The sequence below is a fragment of the Pseudomonas sp. TNT3 genome (genome assembly GCF_010095445.2).
Classification (GTDB): Bacteria; Pseudomonadota; Gammaproteobacteria; order Pseudomonadales; family Pseudomonadaceae; genus Aquipseudomonas.
Genome location: NZ_WFGV02000005.1, coordinates 77,156 through 93,872, shown reverse-complemented (window position 1 = coordinate 93,872; position 16,717 = coordinate 77,156). Strand labels below are relative to the sequence as shown.

The window sequence follows — 16,717 nt, the reverse complement described above, 5'->3', positions numbered from 1 at the left end:
CTGTTCAACGGAAAGAACTTGTAGTTATAGATGACGATTCAAGCAGCGGGCGACTGAAAATTGCCGCCCCTGACTATTTTTTTCTTGCAGGAAAACTTACTTCACTCAGCCACGGTCTACCCAACCGCAAATTGAGTGATTTATCTCCAGAGGTTCTAAGCAGATGGCAGCAGTACTCGTCGGTCAGTTCCATGCAAGAGACGCGGAAGGCCGTGTTTATTCGGTGCATGAGTTCCAGGAATCCAACCCGTCGGCAGACGGCCTGACCGGCTCCGTGCCCGTCACCACCTACAAACTGGCAATTGGCGACCGCGTCAAAAAGCTCGATGACAATCAGTTTCTGCTGATTCAATCGGACGTCACTATCGTTCGCGAACCCGACACCTATGTCGGCAGCCGCCCGGAAACCACCGTCGCTTCATAACCTTGCGTTATGAGCAGAAGTCATATGCGCGGACTTGGGTTAGGATTCAGCCACTGACTCCCTCACCTGCTGAACATGGACTTCACGCATGCGTTTACGTCATATCGAAGTGATCCAGGCGCTGTTGCAGACCGGTCACCTGGGTACTGCCGCCGAATGGTTGCAGTTGCCGGTGACCGAGGTGGAACGCATTTTGCGCGACGCTGAGGATCAGCTGGGTTTCATGCTGTTTTCCAGCGTGCGTGGACGCCTGCAGGCCACGCGTGAAGCGCGGGAGTTGCAAGTTGAAATTGCCCACGTCTACGAAGCGCTGGAGCCGCTGCAGCGTCTCGCCAGCAGCCTGAAGCAATATCAGGCCCCTCCCCTGCGAATCATTTGCACGCCGCCCTTGGCCCAACAACTGTTGCCACAGAGTATCGCGGCCCTGCGCCGGCACCTGCCCGACGCACCTTGCACGCTGTTGAGCCAGCCCACCCGCGAAATCGTCAGAAGCCTGTTGCTGCGCGAAAGCGACCTGGGCCTCAGCCTGCACGACCCCGATCACGCCGACATTCAGTGCCTATTGATTGCCCAGGGCAAACTCCAGCTACTGGCGCCCCACGGCTGGGTCAAACCGAAGCAGAAGTACATTTCGCTGCAGGATCTCGCGGGGCAGTCACTGGTGGGTTTGGAAGGGCACGATCCGCTGAGCCCGGCGTTCGATAACAAACTGCATGCTCTGCGCCCTGCCCCGGTCATCCACACACGGGTTCAGACGCATCAGATGATGCGCAGCATGGTTGAAGCCGGGGAAGGCCTGGCGATCGTCGATCCGTTTACCGCACTCGGCGCCCGATCGGCCGGTCTGGACGTCTGCCCACTGGCGCCAGCGGTGCCCATCAGCCTCTATGCCCTGACGTTGAAAAACGGCGAACCGTTACCGGCCGTTCAGGCACTGCTGGAGATCGTTACGGAACAAGCCGTGGCGATGTTGGCGAACTGAGCGGGTTTTCCAGCGGATTATCAAACAGCCGGTACCAGAACAGTGCGACTTCGGCAGTGTTCGGATCAATACCGCGATAGCGCAAGTAATCGATACCGCCAACTACGTATCCACAACGTTCATAGAGCCGGCAGGCGCCCAGGTTGTTGTTCTGGGTTTCGAGCATGATGCCCGGCAGTTTCTTTTTTCGACTCCAGAACTGCGCCACGTCCAGCAGCGCCTTGGCGACACCATGCCGACGGGCCGGCGCATGCACCGCCAGTTCGTCGATGTGGGCAAACCCGTTCCAGTTGGTGCTGACCACCAGATGCCCCACGGGCTCGTCATCGAGAAACGCCATGAAGATCGCGCTGTCGGTCGCATCTCGGAAACTGCTGAACTCTTCCGGATCGATGCCATAGCACTTGCGGTAAGGGGTGATTGGCGTCACAGGCCACTGCGCCACCGGCTTGCCAACCTCGGCCCCGCCGTAGGCTGTGACTTCAAAACTGAAATCACTGCCCCAGATATAGGCGGCAAAACCATCGTCGGCAACGCGCACCGACAGCCCTGGGTATTTTGGATTGATAACGGGTTGCATACTGGGAAAAGTCCTCATTCCTTGATGCAATCAACGGTGTAGTGCCGTCCATTGCCCTCGTCTTCGTGTTGCAAACCATGCACATCAGCAACGAACCCCGGGAAGCTGCTATCGAATGTGCGGGCAAATGCCAGGTAATCGATGATTGAGCGGGTTGCGTCGGTAAAACGTTCCCCGGGCATGATCAGCGGAATCCCCGGCGGATACGGTACCAGCATCACAGCGGCGATCCGCCCATCCAGAGCATCGATCGACACCGCTTCAATATCGCCGCGTACCAATTGATCATAGGCATCAGAGGGCTTCATGGCGATTTGCGGCATCACCGTGTACATGCGCTTGAGATGTTTGGCCGTGGCATTGCTGCGGTAACAGGCGTGCAACTGATCGCAAAGATCGCGCAGGCCAATGCCGCGATAGCGTACGCCGTCCTCTTGAGCCACGCACGGCAGGCAGGCCGTCAAACTGACATTGGCGTCGTAGCTGCGCTTGAACTCCAGCAACTCCGTCAGCAACGTACTCCACTTGCCCTTGGTGATGCCCATGGAGAACAGCACCAGAAACGAATACAGCCCGGTTTTTTCCACGACCAGGCCGCGCTCCCATAGGAACTTGCTGACCACCGCCGCCGGGATCCCGCGCTCGCTCAACGCGCCGCCAGCCGTCAGGCCGGGCATGACCAGCGTGACCTTGATCGGGTCAAGTAACACATAGTCGTCCGTCACACCGCCAAAGCCGTGCCATTCCGCATCCGGTTGCAACAACCAGTCTTCAGTGACGACCCGATCAATGCCTTCCACAGACGGCGGCTGCCAGATCGAAAACCACCAGTCATCCGCGGCGATGTGTTGACGCAAGTTGGCCAGGGCGCGGCGAAAGCTCAGCGCCTCATCGAACATTTCCTGCAGCAATGACCGCCCCGCCGGCCCTTCCATCATGGCCGACGCGACATCCAGCGAGGCAATGATGCTGTATTGCGGCGACGTGGAGATATGCATCATGAACGCTTCATTGAAGCGATCGCGGTCCAGCTGCCGGGCGCCGCCGTCCTGCACATGAATCATCGAGGCCTGACTGAAGGCCGCCAGCAGTTTGTGCGTGGAGTGGGTGGTAAACACCAGCGGGCTGTCCTCACTGCGCGATGTGCCCATGCCGTAACGGCCGGTGAAGAACTCGTGAAACGCCGCGTAGGCGTACCAGGCTTCGTCGAAGTGCAAGACCTCGACGCTGTTGCCCAGGCTTTGCTTGATCAGCTCTGCGTTGTAACAGAGGCCGTCATAGGTTGAATTGGTCACGACGGCGAGTTTGACCTTGGGCGCGCGGCCTTTGGTCAGCGGGCTGGCGTCGATCTTGGCCTGGATCGATTCGCGGCTGAACTCGCTGAGGGGGATCGGCCCGATGATTCCCAACTCATTGCGTTCCGGGCACAGGTACAACGGAATGGCCCCGGTCATGATGATCGAATGCAGCACTGACTTGTGGCAGTTGCGATCTACCAGCACCAGGTCATCGCGAGCGACCATGGAGTGCCAGACGATCTTGTTGGCGGTGGACGTGCCGTTGATTACGAAAAACGTGTGATCGGCGCCGAAGTTTCGCGCGGCGCGCGCTTCAGCTTCCGCCAGTGGCCCGGTGTGGTCGAGCAACGAGCCCAGCTCCGGCACTGACACCGACAGATCGGAACGCAGGGTGTTTTCGCCGAAGAACTGGTGGAACGCCTGCCCTACAGGACTTTTGTGATAAGCCACGCCACCACCGTGACCCGGCGTGTGCCACGAATAATTGGAGTCGGCCGTGTGCTGAACCAAGGCCTTGAAGAATGGCGGCAGCAGGCCATCAAGGTATTTGCGGGCGGCACGTGCGACCTGGCGTGCGAGAAAGGGCACGGTGTCTTCGAACAGGTAAAGAATGCCGCGCAACTGGTTGAGTTCGGCCATGGCATCGGCCGGGGCATTTTCCAGGGTCACCTGCTCGCCCAGCGCGAAGATCGGCAGGTCCGGCGCACGAACCCGCGCAAGACCGATCAATTCGGCCATGTTTTGTAACAAATGGGAGTGGGCGCTGGCATCTTCACTCGCGATCAACATGCACGAGAGGCCATGGTGGGTCGAGGCGACCAGGCGTCCCTCGGTGTAATCCACCGCCGAGACAATGCTGAAGCCTTCCTGCTCCAGCTCCCGGGCAATGCCACGTACTCGATCACCGGCAACGGTGTCGGCCTTGATGTCGCGATGGACAATCAGGACCGGGAATTTCAAATCTTTATACATGGGGCTCAGTGTCCTGAGGCGGCAGACCATGGTCGGCCAATCACCTCAGGGTAGAGGGTTGAAGCGAATGTGGCGAGTGTGGATGCCCCAATGCAGGTCAATGACGACGCCTGATGGTGCAAGTACGCACCCTTGCAGCAGCTGCTACAGAGAATCAGGCCTGCGCCTTGGCATCCGCCAGCTGCTGCCACAGCGATGCCGCACCAGCCGCCTTGGCAACCGCTTCAAGCCGCGCCAGGTGTTGGGACAGGTCATCCTCGCTGGCGCGGATAATCCGTGTTGGCTGGCGATCAGCCGGCAAGCGTCGAATTTCGGTGGCCGAGTTGTCCGCCCCTTCGCCGGAACCGTTGCCATCGGAGGCATTGCCCGCCAGCGAAAGGCTGGTCTGGCCACCGGTCATGGTCAGGTAAACGTCGGCGAGAATCTCGGAGTCGAGCAAGGCGCCGTGCAGTTCACGGCCGGAGTTGTCGACGCCATAACGTTTGCACAAGGCATCCAGGCTGTTGCGCTGCCCAGGGTGACGTTCCCGGGCCATCATCAAGGTGTCGAGGATCGAACAGTGTTGCGTGATGTCAGCGCGATCGTGCTGACCCATCAGGGCAAATTCGTTGTTGATGAAGCCAACGTCGAACGCCGCGTTATGGATGATCAGCTGAGCGCCTTTGATGAACTCGTAGAATTCTTCGGCCACTTCATTGAAGCGCGGCTTGCCCACCAGGAATTCGTTGGTGATGCCATGGACGCCGATCGCGCCTTCGTCACTTTCACGGTCTGGCTGCAGGTAAACGTGGAAATGCCGGCCCGTCAGGCGCCGACCAATCAACTCGACACAACCGATTTCGATAATCCGGTGGCCGTCGGTCACCGGCATGCCGGTGGTTTCGGTATCGAGTACAACGGATCTGGTGGCCATCAGTGCTCAGCTCTCAACGGGGTCATTCGTGCAAAAGCGGCGATCTTAACACGCAGCCGGTGTTCGTCGAGAACAGGGTCACCGAAGGCTCGGGCCGCGTTCGGACGGTCTTTTGATCTGCGCTTTAAAAAAAGATCAAAAGATCGCAGCCTTCGGCAGCTCCTACGGGGATTGGCAGCGCTTTTAAGCTTGCTTGTACCCGCGAACCTCATCGACCCCACGGTTGGCCAACTGATCCGCGCGTTCGTTTCCATGATGGCCAATGTGCCCACGTACCCACTTCCAGGTGACGTTGTGGCGATTGACCTGCTCATCCAGCAGCTTCCACAGGTCAGCGTTTTTCACCGGCTCCTTCGCGGCGGTTTTCCAGCCGCGCTTTTTCCAGTTGTCCATCCACTCGTTGATGCCTTTCATTACGTACTGCGAGTCGGTGACCAGCAGCACGTCACACGAACGCTTCAGCTCTTCGAGGCCGCGAATCGCCCCCATCAACTCCATACGGTTGTTGGTGGTGTTGGCTTCACCGCCCCAGAGTTCTTTTTCCACGCCCTTGCACACCAGCAACGCGCCCCAGCCGCCTGGACCAGGATTGCCCTTGCAGGCGCCGTCGGTGAAGAGTTCTACGCTATCGCTCATGCCAGTCTTTCCAGAAAATGCGGTGGCTCGCCGATCTGTGATCGACGATGCCCGAGGCCGGGGCAAACCCGGCCGGGAATTAAAAGAGGGTATTACGGTTCGATGCGGCGACGGTTGACCTTGGCCATCGGCAGTGGAATCAGCTTGCCCATCGGCTCGCGGCGCTCCTGACGGACAGGGCGCAGCCCTACCACGATCTTGCGCGCCACTAATAAATAGAAGCCTCCGCCCGACAGCTGCCAGTCACCGGCCTTGCGTTCCCAACCGGACAGACGGGTCTGCCATGCCGGGGACGCAAGCGGCGGACGATAGCACCCGAAGCGGCGTTTCTCCAGCGCGAAGCCCAGCAGGTTCAACCAGTCACCGACTCGCGACGGAGAGATGCAACGTGCCTTGCTCAGGGCATCATGGGCGAACACATGACGCAGTCCCCAGCTACTCCAGGGGTTGATGCCGATAATCAGCAAATGGCCACCGGGGCGCACGCTGCTTGCCGCTTCGCGCAACAGACCGTGGGGTGACAGGCAAAAATCCAGCCCATGCTGCAGCACCACGACATCGGCTGCATGTTCGCTGAGTGGCCAGGCTTGTTCTTCGCAAACGATCTCGACACCCGGCAACGGCGCGCCGAGCCGCACATTGCGCTGAACCTGCGGCGCCGAAGGCGGTGTCTCGGCCGACGGCCCGTAGTGCACCAGGTAGCCACCAAAGAACCGTCCCAACTCGTCCTCGAGCATGCGACGCTCTTCATTCAGCAGGAATTGCCCGATAGGACCGGACAGCCATTCACGGGCTGCGCTGATCAGTTCCAGCCAGTCTGGATCGGCCTGTGCGAACGCTTTATCGGTCATTGCATTCTCCAACGCGCCAGGAAGCTCTAAGATGCGCCAATGTTTTCCGCTTGGCGAATTCGACGATGATACAGATCAGTGCCCTACCCGCCTTTACCGACAACTACATCTGGTTGTTACAAGATCACGGTACCCAACGCTGCGCCGTGGTCGATCCGGGCGATGCAGCGCCCGTCCAGGCCTGGCTTGCCGCACACCCTGGCTGGGTGTTGAGCGACATTCTGATTACGCACCACCACCATGATCACGTCGGTGGTGTCGAGCAGCTGAAAAAGGCGACGGACGCGACAGTATATGGCCCCGCCAGCGAAAGTATCCCGGCCCGGGACGTCGCGCTCAAGGACAACGACCGCGTCAGCGTTCTGGGTTGGGAATTCGATGTCTTCGCCGTTCCCGGCCATACCCTGGGGCATATCGCCTTTTATCATCATGGTTTGCTGTTTTGCGGCGACACCCTGTTCGCTGCTGGTTGCGGCCGTCTGTTCGAGGGCACGCCGGAGCAAATGTTCACCTCGCTGACGCGGCTCGCCGCGTTGCCTGAAGATACGCTGGTGTATTGCACACATGAATACACCCTGAGCAATTTACGCTTTGCCGCGGCGGTCGAACCGGGCAATCAGGACACTGCCGAACGGCTCGCAAAAGTCGCTCAACAGCGCGAAGCCGGGATCATGACGCTGCCTTCGACGTTGGCCCTGGAAAAACTGACCAATCCGTTCCTGCGTGCCGGCGAAACATCCGTTAAACAAAAAGTGGACGAACGGAGTGGCACTGATAATGCCAGTCCGAGTGCGGTTTTTGCTGCCTTGCGTGCGTGGAAAGACAAGTTCTAGGGGGGCTACTCATCGGTACAAGAATTCTGAATGGTTGACCGCAGGGGGTGCGCTTTCTAGAATCGCCCGACATTTTTGCCCGGAACTAACTTCCAGCCAATGTCGTCATCTATTCGTAAAGCCATCAATTCAGACGCATTGACCCGCCTGGCTCAAGCCATCGCGGTGGCTGTGTCCGCCACCCTGGCGGGCTGTTCAAGCCATGTGCCGCAGACCGAAGCGGCACACACCCCGAATATCGCCGCACGAGCCAAACAGAAGCCCATCTGGCTCAGCGAAAAACCTGTACCGCAAATCCCGCAGGATGTCTGGGAGCGCATGCGCCAAGGCTTCCAGCTGCAGGACGGCCTGGGCGTCAACCCGCGCATCGAGCAGCAGCGCCTGTGGTTCGCCAGTAATCCGTCCTTCCTGGAAAACGCAGGAGATCGCGGCAGCCTCTACATTCATTACATCGTCGAACGCCTTGAAGAACGCAACATGCCACTGGAACTGGCGCTGTTGCCGGTGATTGAAAGCGCCTACAACCCGATGGCCTATTCCCGGGCCAACGCGGTGGGTCTTTGGCAATTCATCCCTTCCACCGGGCGTTACTTCAACCTGCGTCAAACCCGTTTTTACGATGGCCGACGTGATATCACCGCCTCGACCACCGCGGCGATGGATTACCTGACCAAACTGCACGACATGTTCAACGGCGACTGGCTGCTGGCCCTCGCGGCTTACAACGCGGGCGAAGGTACGGTCAGCCGTGCTATCGAGCGTAATGAAAAGCTGGGCCTGCCAACCGATTACTGGAACCTGCCGCTGCCGGCTGAAACCCAGGCTTATGTACCGAAGTTGCTGGCACTGTCGCAAGTGGTGCTCTCGCCTGAAGCCTACGGGGTGAACCTCAACCCGATCGCCAACGAACCCTACTTCCAGGTTGTCGAAATCAACCAGCGCATGGACCTGTCCAAGGTTGCAGCGGTCGCCAACATCGACGAAGACGAGCTGTTCCAGCTCAACCCGGCGTTCAAACAGCGCACTACCATTGATGGCCCCCAGCATCTGCTGGTGCCAACATCGAAGGCACAGCTGTTAACGACCAGCCTGTCGACCATGCGTCCTGACGAGTTGATCAGCAAGCGGCCGCTCAAACCGGTTTTCGAAGGCGTAGACAGTCGTGAGGTGGCGACCCTCAAGCGCACCTATCGGGTCAAGCGTGGCGACAACCTCGGCACGATTGCCAAAGCCAACAACGTCGACGTCAAAGACCTGCAACGCTGGAACAAGCTGACGGGCAAGAACCTCAAGGCCGGCCAGACCCTGGTGATGCAGGACAACACCAAACGCAGCGCTGGACGTATCAACACGGTAGTCGCGTCGAACAGCAAGAAGCAGCAGACGAAATACAAGGTCAAGCAAGGTGACTCGTTGTACATGGTGGCCAAACGCTTCAACGTTGAAATGCAGCACCTCAAGCGCTGGAACCCGCGCGTAGGCCAGGCCCTCAAGCCTGGACAGATGCTGACGGTCTACTCCCCGCATTAAAAAAAGCCCCTGACTTCAGGGGCTTTTTTTTGCCCGAGAGCATTATGCAAATCCCCTGTAGCCGCTGGCGAAGCCTGCGTTCGGCTGCGAAGCAGTCGTCAAACCTGCGTCACGATTTTCCCGAAAACCCGTGCTGTCTCAATTCACGACTGCTACGCAGCCGAACGCAGGCTTCGCCAGCTGCTACAGGTCTCGCTGCATGAATTAAGGCGTCATTAATCTCCGTCTTTTTCCTGTCCATACAAGCTGTTACTGTACGGACCACAAAGCCCAAGCCGCCTGGATCGGATCTCTGACTTGAAGCGTCCCCTCCTCCTGCTCCTGATCAGCCTGGCCTTGAGCTCCACCGCAAGCGCGACGATCAGCGAAAGCCATGGTTATGCGCAGTTCGGCACGCTCAAGTACCCGGCCAGATTTACCCACTTCGATTGGGTCAACCCGCAAGCGCCGAAAGGCGGTACGTTGCGGGTGATGGCGTTTGGCACCTTCGATACGCTCAACCCCTACACCTTCAAGGGCTCAAGCCCGGTTTCCACGCCGAACTTCCCACAATATGGCATCAACGAGCTCAACGAGCCGCTAATGGTTGGCACCGGTCAGTACGCGCCCTCCGGTGACGAACCAACCTCCAGTTACGGCTTGATTGCCCAAACGGTCGAATACAGCGAAGACCGCAGCTGGGTGGTGTTCAACCTGCGCCCGGAAGCACGCTTTCACGACGGCTCACCGATCACCGCGTACGACGTCGCGTTTTCCTACCGGCTGCTACTCAAGGAAGGGCATCCGCAGTACCGCACCAATCTCCAGGAAGTGTTGCGGGTCGACATCCTCAACCCGCATCGCATCCGATTCGTCTTCAAGCGCGCCGGCAATCCTTTGCTGATCCTGCGCCTGGGCGAGTTACCAGTGCTGCCACAGCACTACTGGAAAGATCGTGATTTCAAGGCCACCACCTTCGAACCCCCGCTGGGCAGCGGACCTTATCGCATCACCTCGGTCACTCCGGGGCGCCAGCTCATATTCGAGCGGGTCAAGGATTACTGGGGCAAGGACCTGCCGGTCAATCGCGGCAAATACAACGTCGATCGCATGGAGGTCGAGTTCTACCGCGACAGCGACGTCGCCTTCGAAGCCTTCAAGGCCGGTGAATTCGACATCTACATCGAACACCAGGCGAAAAACTGGGCAAACGGCTACCGCTTCCCGGCCGTCACCCGGGGCGACGTGATCAAGGCACAGATCCCGCACCAGATCCCGACCCAAAGTCAGGGCCTGTTCATGAACACCCGTCGGGCAACGCTCAATGACCCCAAGGTCCGCGAAGCATTGGGGCTGATGTTCGACTTCGAATGGACCAATCGCACGTTGTTCAGCGGCGCCTACAAGCGCGCCATGAGCTACTACCCCAACAGCGAGTTTTCCGCCACCGGCCTGCCGGTCGGCCATGAATGGTTGATGCTCAAGCCCTACCGTGACCAGTTGCCGGCAAAACTCTTCACCGAACCGTTCAGCCTGGCCCAGACCGATGGCCGGGGTATCCCGCGGGACACTTTGCGCAAGGCGTTGGGCCTGCTCGCTGAAGCGGGCTGGAAACTCAATGGCCAACGCGTGCAGAACGCTGCCGGCCAACCGCTGCGGCTGGAGATCCTGCTGGTCAACCCGAACCTGGAACGCATTCTTCAACCCTACGTGGAAAACCTCGCCAGCATCGGCATCGATGCCCGGCTACGCACGGTTGATCGCGCCCAGTACAAACAACGCCTGGATCAGTTCGATTTCGACATGATCCTGATAACCCTCAATCAGACACTGAGCCCGGGCCTGGAGCAATGGCAGTACTTCCATTCGAGCCAGGTCGGGGTCAAGGGCAGTAAAAACTACGCGGGGATTGCCAACCCCGTTGTCGACCATCTGCTTGAGCAATTACTCGCGGCCCAGACCCGAGACGAACAAGTAGCCGCCGGCAAAGCCCTGGACCGGGTGCTGTTGTGGCAGCACTACATCATTCCCAACTGGTACCTCAATTATCACCGCCTGGCCTACCGCAACCGGTTCGCCTTTGTTACCACGCCGCCCTACACCCTGGGCCTGAGCGCGTGGTGGCTGAAATCTTCGGAGAAGGATCGATGAAACCCGTACGTGCCTTGCTCTTGCAGGCCAGCGGTCTGTTGTTTGCCGGACTGGCCTGCGCCGCCCCGCAACACGCCCTGACCTTGTACAACGAGCCGCCGAAATACCCCGCTGACTTCAAGCATTTCGATTACGTGAACCCGGACGCCCCGAAAGGCGGGATTTTTCGGCAGGCGGGATTTGGCGGCTTCGACAGCCTTAATCCGTTCATCAGCAAAGGCGTCCCGGCCGAAGACATCGGCATCATCTACGACACCCTGGCCAAACAGGGGCTGGATGAACCGTTCACCGAATACGGCCTGGTCGCCGGCAAAATCGAAAAAGCCCCGGACAACAGCTGGGTGCGTTTCTACCTGCGCCCGGAAGCACGATTCCACGACGGTCACCCGATCCGCGCCGAAGACGTGGTGTTCAGCTATGACATGCTGACCAAAGAAGGTGCGCCACTCTATCGCGGCTACTACAGCGACGTCGCGGAAGTGGTCGCCGAAGACCCGCTGACGGTGCTGTTCAAATTCAAGCACAGCAATAACCGCGAACTTCCGTTGATCCTCGGCCAATTGCCGGTCCTGCCCAAGCATTGGTGGGCCACCCGGGATTTCAACAAGGGCAATCTGGAACTGCCGTTGGGCAGCGGTCCCTACAAAGTCAGCCAAGTGAAGGCCGGACGCTCGGTGCGTTATGAACGGGTCAAGGATTACTGGGGCAAGGACCTGCCGGTCAACCGTGGTTTCTATAACTTCGACGTCATGACCACCGATTACTACCGCGACAACACGGTGGCCCTTGAAGCCCTTAAGGCCGGGCAGTTCGATTACTGGCTGGAGATGACCGCGAAAAACTGGGCCAACGCCTACAACATCCCGGCGGTCACCGAAGGTCGATTGATCAAGGAACAGATCCCCAACGGCAACCCCACCGGCATGCAGGGCTTCGTGTTCAACCTGCGCCGCCCGGTATTCCAGGACGTGCGCGTGCGCCAGGCCCTGACGCTGTTGCTGGACTTTGAATGGACCAACAAGCAACTGTTCAACGGCGCTTATGCGCGCACCCGCAGCTACTTCGAAAATTCGGAGATGGCCGCCACGGGCCTGCCGGACGCCGATCAGCTGGCAATCCTCGATCCGTTCCGCGGCAAGATCCCCGACCAGGTATTCAGCGAGGCGTTCCAGAACCCGGTGACTGATGCCAGCGGCATGATCCGCGCCCAGCAACGCAAGGCCTATCAACTGCTGCAGGAGGCCGGCTGGAGAATCGTCGACGACAAGATGGTCGACGCCACGGGTAAGCCAGTGACCATTGAATTCCTGCTGGCCCAGACCGAATTCGAGCGCGTGCTGCTGCCATTCAAGCGCAACCTCAGCGACCTCGGTATCGATCTGGTGATCCGTCGGGTCGACGTCTCCCAATACATCAACCGCGTGCGCTCCCGGGACTTCGACATGATCGTTGGCGGCTTCCCGCAGTCCAACTCGCCGGGTAACGAACAGCGCGAATTCTGGATGTCGGCCGCCGCCGACAAGCCCGGCAGCCGCAATTCCATGGGCCTCAAGGACCCGGTGGTGGACCAGTTGGTCGAGCAGTTGATCAATTCCGATTCGCGCAACAGCCTGGTGGCTCACGCCCGCGCGCTGGACCGCGTGCTGCAATGGGGCTACTACGTGATCCCCAACTGGCACATCAAGACGTGGCGCGTGGCTTACTGGAACCATATCGGCCATCCGAAAATCTCACCCACGTACGATGTCGGCATCAACACCTGGTGGATCAAGCCCGACGCGAAACCGGCGATAGAGATCGAAACCAAACTGCAAACCGACGCTGCGGGCACGGAGTAATCAGATGCTGGCGTATATTTTTCGGCGACTGCTGCTGATCATTCCGACGTTGCTCGGCATTTTACTGATCAACTTCGTCATCATTCAGGCTGCACCGGGTGGCCCCGTAGAGCAGATGATTGCCAAGCTCGAAGGCTTCGAAGGCGCCACCAGCCGCATTGCCGGCGGTGGTGCGGAAGTGTCGGTTGCCGGCTCGGCCTATCGCGGCGCCCAAGGCCTGGACCCGGCGCTGGTCAAGGAAATCGAGCACATGTACGGCTTCGACAAATCGGCGCCGGAACGCTTGTGGATCATGATCAAGAACTACGCCACGCTGGATTTCGGCGACAGCTTCTTCCGGGACGCCAAGGTCATCGACCTGATCAAGGAAAAGATGCCGGTGTCGATTTCCCTGGGCCTCTGGAGCACGCTGATCATGTACCTGGTGTCGATTCCGCTGGGGATCGCCAAGGCCACTCGACACGGCAGCCATTTCGACGTCTGGACCAGCTCGCTGATCATCGTCGGCTACGCGATTCCGGCGTTCCTGTTTGCCATCCTGCTGATCGTATTGTTCGCCGGCGGCAGTTACTTCGACTGGTTCCCGCTCAGGGGCCTGACCTCGAACAACTTCGACGAACTGAGCATGGGCGGCAAGATTCTCGACTACTTCTGGCACCTCGCGCTGCCGGTGACGGCCCTGGTGATCGGTAACTTTGCGACCATGACCTTGCTGACCAAGAACAGCTTCCTCGATGAAATCAACAAGCAATACGTGGTCACGGCCAAAGCCAAGGGCCTGACGAACCATCGCGTGCTTTACGGTCACGTGTTCCGTAACGCGATGCTGCTGGTGATCGCCGGCTTCCCGTCGGCGTTCATCGGGATTTTCTTCACCGGCTCGTTGCTGGTGGAAGTCATCTTCTCGCTCGACGGTCTCGGGCTGATGAGTTTTGAAGCGGCGATCAACCGCGATTACCCGGTGGTGTTTGGCACGTTGTTCATCTTTACCCTGTTGGGGTTGGTGGTGAAATTGATCGGCGACCTGACGTACACCTTTGTCGATCCGCGCATCGACTTCGAAAGCCGGGAGCATTGAGATGAATCTTTCCCCGCTCAATCGACGACGTTTCGAACTCTTCAAAGCCAACAAGCGTGGCTGGTGGTCACTCTGGCTGTTTCTGGTGCTGTTCGGCCTGAGCCTTGGTGCTGAACTCATCGCCAACGACAAACCGCTGGTGGTGCACTACGACGACGGCTGGTATTTCCCGGCGCTCAAGCGCTACCCGGAGACCACCTTCGGCGGCGAATTTCCGCTGGAAGCAAACTATAAAAGTCCCTACATCCGCGAACTGCTCAAGGCCAAGGACGCCTGGGTGCTGTGGGCGCCGATCCCCTATAGCTACCAGAGCATCAACTACGACCTGAAGGTGCCAGCTCCGGCGCCGCCGTCGGCCGACAACCTGCTGGGCACTGACGATCAGGGCCGCGACGTGTTGGCCCGGGTGATTTACGGCTTCCGGATTTCGGTGCTGTTTGCCCTGACGCTGACCGTCCTCAGCTCGATCATCGGTGTGATCGCCGGCGCCTTGCAGGGGTTCTATGGCGGTTGGGTCGACCTGGCCGGTCAGCGCTTTCTGGAGATCTGGTCCGGGCTGCCGGTGCTGTACCTGTTGATCATCCTCGCCAGCTTCGTCCAGCCGAACTTCTGGTGGCTGCTGGGGATCATGCTGCTGTTCTCCTGGATGAGCCTGGTCGACGTGGTACGCGCCGAATTCCTGCGCGGCCGCAACCTTGAGTACGTCCGGGCCGCCCGCGCCCTGGGGATGCAGAACGGTGCGATCATGTTCCGCCACATCTTGCCCAATGCCATGGTGTCGACCATGACGTTCATGCCCTTTATTCTGACCGGCGCCATCGGCACCTTGACCGCACTGGATTTCCTCGGCTTCGGTTTGCCGGCTGGCAGCCCGTCACTGGGGGAGCTGGTGGCACAGGGCAAATCCAACCTGCAAGCGCCGTGGCTAGGCATGAGTGCCTTTGCCGTACTGGCGTTGATGCTGAGCCTGCTGGTATTTATCGGTGAGTCCGCTCGCGATGCCTTCGACCCGAGGAAGTGAAATGAATCAGGACAATCTGATCGAAGTACGCGACCTCTCCGTCGAATTTGTCGTGGGAGAGCGCTGTCAGCGCGTGGTTGAAGGTGTCAGTTTCGATATCAAGCGCGGTGAAACCCTGGCGCTGGTGGGAGAAAGCGGCTCCGGAAAATCCGTGACGGCCCACTCCATCCTGCGGTTGCTGCCCTACCCGCTGGCCCGGCATCCCTCCGGGACCATCGAGTATTCGGGACAGGACCTGCTGAGCCTGAAAGAAAAAACCATCCGGCATATCCGCGGTAACCGGATCGCGATGATCTTCCAGGAGCCGATGACCTCGCTCAATCCGCTGCACTCGATCGAGAAGCAGATCAACGAGGTGCTGGGCATCCACAAAGGCCTGATCGGTAAAATCGCGACGAAACGAACCCTTGAATTGCTGGAAATGGTCGGTATTCCCGAACCGCACAAGCGCCTCAAGGCGTTGCCCCATGAATTGTCCGGCGGGCAGCGACAGCGCGTGATGATCGCCATGGCCCTGGCCAATGAGCCGGAACTGTTGATCGCCGATGAACCGACCACTGCGCTGGACGTGACCGTTCAGCTGAAAATCCTCGAATTGCTCAAGGAATTGCAAGCGCGCCTGGGCATGGCGTTGCTATTGATCAGTCACGATTTGAACCTGGTGCGAAGAATTGCGCATCGAGTATGTGTCATGCAGCGCGGTTGCATCGTCGAACAGGCATCGTGCGAAGAGTTGTTCCGCGCGCCGCAGCATCCGTACACTCGGGAACTGCTGGCAGCGGAGCCCAGCGGCAAGCCGGCGACCAATGTCATCGGCCCGCCATTGCTGCAGGTCGAGGACTTGAAAGTCTGGTTTCCGATCAAGAAAGGCTTGCTGAAAAAGACGGTCGATCACATCAAGGCGGTAGACGGAATCAACTTCAGCCTGCCTCAAGGCCAGACCTTGGGAATTGTGGGGGAAAGCGGTTCCGGCAAGTCGACACTGGGTCTGGCGATTTTGCGGTTGATCGGCAGCAAAGGCGCGATCCGTTTTGAAGGCAAGCAGCTAGACTGCCTGACGCAGCAACAGGTTCGACCGCTACGGCGGGAGATGCAGGTGGTGTTTCAGGACCCGTTCGGCAGCTTGAGTCCTCGGATGTGCGTAAGCCAGATCATCGGCGAAGGCCTGCGGATCCACAAGATGGGCACCGAGGCTGAACAGGAGCAAGCGATTATTGCAGCACTCAAGGAGGTAGGCCTGGACCCGGAAACCCGGAACCGCTACCCCCATGAATTTTCCGGTGGACAGCGGCAGAGAATCGCCATTGCCCGAGCATTAGTGTTAAAACCGGCGCTGATTCTGCTGGACGAGCCCACCTCGGCGCTCGACCGGACAGTGCAACGCCAAGTGGTGGAGCTACTGCGTTCACTGCAAACCAAGTACAACCTGACGTATCTGTTTATCAGCCATGACCTGGCTGTCGTCAAAGCGCTGAGCCACCAGCTGATGGTGGTCAAGCATGGCCAAGTGGTCGAACAGGGAGACGCGCAAAGTATCTTTGCCGCCCCCCAACATCCGTATACACAGCAGTTGCTGGAAGCCGCTTTCCTGGCACCAGCCACTGCGCAATAACCTGAAAGAGAGGAGCAAC

At 59.1% G+C, this 16,717-nt stretch carries 14 protein-coding genes; 9 read left to right on the top strand and 5 right to left on the bottom strand.

Features of this window, described 5'->3' with window-relative positions; all coding sequences use genetic code 11:
• Positions 1-163: 163 nt before the first annotated feature.
• The gene (locus tag GBC55_RS05140; protein WP_162436776.1) at positions 164-424 is read left to right on the top strand and encodes a hypothetical protein; all 261 of its coding nucleotides are present in this window, start codon (positions 164-166) and stop codon (positions 422-424) included.
• An 88-nt stretch (positions 425-512) separates the two neighbouring features.
• Positions 513-1,406 (top strand): LysR substrate-binding domain-containing protein, encoded by an 894-nt coding sequence (locus GBC55_RS05135; protein WP_162436777.1) that lies wholly within the window; start codon positions 513-515, stop codon positions 1,404-1,406.
• Here the strand turns inward: GBC55_RS05135 and GBC55_RS05130 are convergent.
• From GBC55_RS05130 to GBC55_RS05110, 5 genes are all read right to left on the bottom strand, one after another.
• On the bottom strand, positions 1,372-1,986 hold the full coding sequence (locus GBC55_RS05130) for a GNAT family N-acetyltransferase (protein WP_162436778.1): 615 nt from the start codon (positions 1,984-1,986) through the stop codon (positions 1,372-1,374). The two genes, GBC55_RS05135 and GBC55_RS05130, sit on opposite strands and share 35 nt — an antisense overlap.
• Positions 1,987-2,000: 14 nt before the next feature.
• Entirely contained in the window at positions 2,001-4,256 is a 2,256-nt protein-coding gene (locus tag GBC55_RS05125; protein ID WP_162436779.1) for an Orn/Lys/Arg decarboxylase N-terminal domain-containing protein, read from the bottom strand.
• Positions 4,257-4,410: 154 nt separating this feature from the next.
• Positions 4,411-5,169, bottom strand: a complete 759-nt coding sequence (dnaQ, locus tag GBC55_RS05120; RefSeq protein WP_162436780.1) for a DNA polymerase III subunit epsilon — start codon at positions 5,167-5,169, stop codon at positions 4,411-4,413.
• Between the two features lie 183 nt (positions 5,170-5,352).
• Positions 5,353-5,805 (bottom strand): ribonuclease HI, encoded by a 453-nt coding sequence (rnhA, locus tag GBC55_RS05115; RefSeq protein ID WP_008028618.1) that lies wholly within the window; start codon positions 5,803-5,805, stop codon positions 5,353-5,355.
• Positions 5,806-5,897: 92 nt separating this feature from the next.
• Positions 5,898-6,656: a methyltransferase domain-containing protein gene (locus tag GBC55_RS05110; RefSeq protein WP_162436781.1), complete on the bottom strand. Its 759-nt coding sequence runs from the start codon at positions 6,654-6,656 to the stop codon at positions 5,898-5,900.
• A gap of 65 nt (positions 6,657-6,721) precedes the next feature.
• Between GBC55_RS05110 and gloB the strand changes: the two genes are divergently transcribed.
• The 7 genes from gloB (at position 6,722) to GBC55_RS05075 (ending at position 16,698) form a co-directional block, all read left to right on the top strand.
• The gene (gene gloB / locus GBC55_RS05105) at positions 6,722-7,489 is read left to right on the top strand and encodes a hydroxyacylglutathione hydrolase (protein ID WP_162436830.1); all 768 of its coding nucleotides are present in this window, start codon (positions 6,722-6,724) and stop codon (positions 7,487-7,489) included.
• 99 nt (positions 7,490-7,588) lie between these two features.
• Entirely contained in the window at positions 7,589-9,019 is a 1,431-nt protein-coding gene (locus tag GBC55_RS05100) for a transglycosylase SLT domain-containing protein (RefSeq protein WP_162436782.1), read from the top strand.
• 297 nt (positions 9,020-9,316) lie between these two features.
• Complete coding sequence (locus GBC55_RS05095; RefSeq protein WP_162436783.1) at positions 9,317-11,149, top strand: extracellular solute-binding protein; 1,833 nt, start codon at positions 9,317-9,319, stop codon at positions 11,147-11,149.
• Positions 11,146-12,987 carry an extracellular solute-binding protein gene (locus GBC55_RS05090; RefSeq protein WP_162436784.1) on the top strand — a complete coding sequence of 614 codons (1,842 nt, stop codon included), beginning with the start codon at positions 11,146-11,148 and terminating at the stop codon, positions 12,985-12,987. Before GBC55_RS05095 ends, GBC55_RS05090 begins: the two co-directional genes overlap by 4 nt.
• A 4-nt stretch (positions 12,988-12,991) precedes the next feature.
• The gene (locus GBC55_RS05085) at positions 12,992-14,065 is read left to right on the top strand and encodes a microcin C ABC transporter permease YejB (protein WP_162436785.1); all 1,074 of its coding nucleotides are present in this window, start codon (positions 12,992-12,994) and stop codon (positions 14,063-14,065) included.
• A gap of 1 nt (position 14,066) precedes the next feature.
• Entirely contained in the window at positions 14,067-15,086 is a 1,020-nt protein-coding gene (locus tag GBC55_RS05080) for an ABC transporter permease (protein WP_162436786.1), read from the top strand.
• A 1-nt stretch (position 15,087) separates the two neighbouring features.
• Positions 15,088-16,698, top strand: coding sequence for an ABC transporter ATP-binding protein (locus GBC55_RS05075; protein ID WP_162436787.1), 1,611 nt, complete (start codon positions 15,088-15,090; stop codon positions 16,696-16,698).
• The last annotated feature ends 19 nt before the right edge of the window (positions 16,699-16,717 follow it).